Annotated in this window: 4 protein-coding genes; all 4 read right to left on the reverse strand. The window is 65.8% G+C overall.

The features are described 5' to 3' along the window. Window positions 1-405, reverse strand: a 405-nt coding sequence (locus VGH54_RS29970) for a protease pro-enzyme activation domain-containing protein (protein WP_331515816.1), incomplete at its 3' end; no start/stop codon positions are given. An 89-nt stretch (window positions 406-494) separates the two neighbouring features. Next, the gene (locus VGH54_RS29975; protein WP_331515817.1) at window positions 495-698 is read right to left on the reverse strand and encodes a hypothetical protein; all 204 of its coding nucleotides are present in this window, start codon (window positions 696-698) and stop codon (window positions 495-497) included. Window positions 699-847: 149 nt separating this feature from the next. Further along, a complete protein-coding gene (locus VGH54_RS29980; RefSeq protein ID WP_331515818.1) occupies window positions 848-1,063 on the reverse strand; it encodes a hypothetical protein in 216 nt (71 codons plus the stop codon). Then, window positions 1,060-1,311 carry a hypothetical protein gene (locus VGH54_RS29985; RefSeq protein WP_331515819.1) on the reverse strand — a complete coding sequence of 84 codons (252 nt, stop codon included), beginning with the start codon at window positions 1,309-1,311 and terminating at the stop codon, window positions 1,060-1,062. Before VGH54_RS29985 ends, VGH54_RS29980 begins: the two co-directional genes overlap by 4 nt. Window positions 1,312-1,504: the final 193 nt, after the last annotated feature.

Here is a 1,504-nt window from a genome sequence, read left to right on the forward strand (position 1 = left end):
GCCGAGGACCGCAACCACGATGCCGGCCAGGTCTACGGGGACGTGGATGTCGCCCTCGCGGCCCCGGAACGTGCCATTCGCGTGGGCATACTCACCAAGATCGGTGTGAAATGCGTCGTTCATCTGAGAGACCGTGCCGGCCAGAGTCATTGCCCTAGCGGCGGGGTGGTTCGCCACCACAGCCAGACCGTGCGCAGAGGCGAAAGTTTCGATGGCGGCAATGTCATCCGGGTCGGCCGGGATCGCCAACTCGCCCCGCATAGTGATGCCGAGACCCGCGCGACGCAGCACAAGCGTCGCCTCAACGGAGGCCGTGGGCTCAGCGTCACGCATCCGGAAAGTGCCGAACGGGGCAACGCGAGTGGAACCGGGAATGGCCTGGTGGGGAGGGAGCGGGTTAGACATTTTCGGGTTTCCCTCCGAGGCGTTCCCAGACGTGACAGAGCCCCGACCACCGGAGTAGCGGCGGTCGGGGCTCCGTTTTGTTGCTTAGATCAGGCGGCGGGCGGGGCGTCGACCGGCGGGGCCACCGGCGCCGCAACGGCGTCCAGGGAAGCAACAGCGGCCTTGAGGGCGGTCAGGTCGGCGGGCTGCCCGGCGGCGATCTGCGCCTCCAGGTCGGCGATCTCGGCGGTGATAGCGGACACGTCGCTCTGGATACCGGCGGCAATAGCGTTCAGGTCATCCTGGAGGGCCACGAGTTTTGCTCCTTGTTTTGTGGTCACGACCTTCTGGGCCCGTACGTAGGTCCAGAGGGATTGAATGGCGGCCTCGAACTCGGCACGCCCGACAGGCCAACTAAAGTTCGGATCGGCTTGAGGGTCGGACACGACTCTCCCTTGTGGTGCTAGTGCCTAGGGCCGAACGCCAGGTGGTAGGCGATGACTGCCACGGTGATTACGGCGACCGTCCGCCACACGAGCGGGTACGGGAACGCATCCTCAAGCGACCACACGGCGGAGCTGAGCTTCCAGCGCGGATGCCCCGTGAACACGGCGATCATCTCGGGGATGGCGAAGGCCGAAAAGCTGACCGATGCCCAAATTCCCCAGTACCAGTTCATCGCCAGATCCCCAGGTCAAGATGGAGGATCAACCAGCCGAGGGTGAGCGCGAGCAGGCCGCCGACCAAGATGTGCGTTGCCGACCATTGCCACACCGGCTGATTTGGGGTGACATTCATCAGTCGCCAGAGCTGCCACGAAAGCGTGTTCTCTGGCTGGCCGATTACGAGCGCCCACGTCTCGACGGCTAGGAATGACGTGAACGAGATCCCGAACCAGGCGCACCAAAACCAGCTCCACGCGTTCACGGCCTGCCCTTTCGGTGCTAGTGGCAGTCGCCGTCCGGGTCGCCCTGGGCTGCGTCAGCGTCAGCGCACGGGGCGTGCGAGGCGTGCCCGGACGTGTTCGGGGCCGTGGTGGTGGGGCCGCATGCGGCGAGCAGGAACGCCGCCGCTACGGCGGCGACGAACGCTAGAACCTTGCGCACGGGCGCTCCCTCAG

The organism is Mycobacterium sp. (genome assembly GCF_036488105.1).
Taxonomy (GTDB): Bacteria; Actinomycetota; Actinomycetes; order Mycobacteriales; family Mycobacteriaceae; genus Mycobacterium.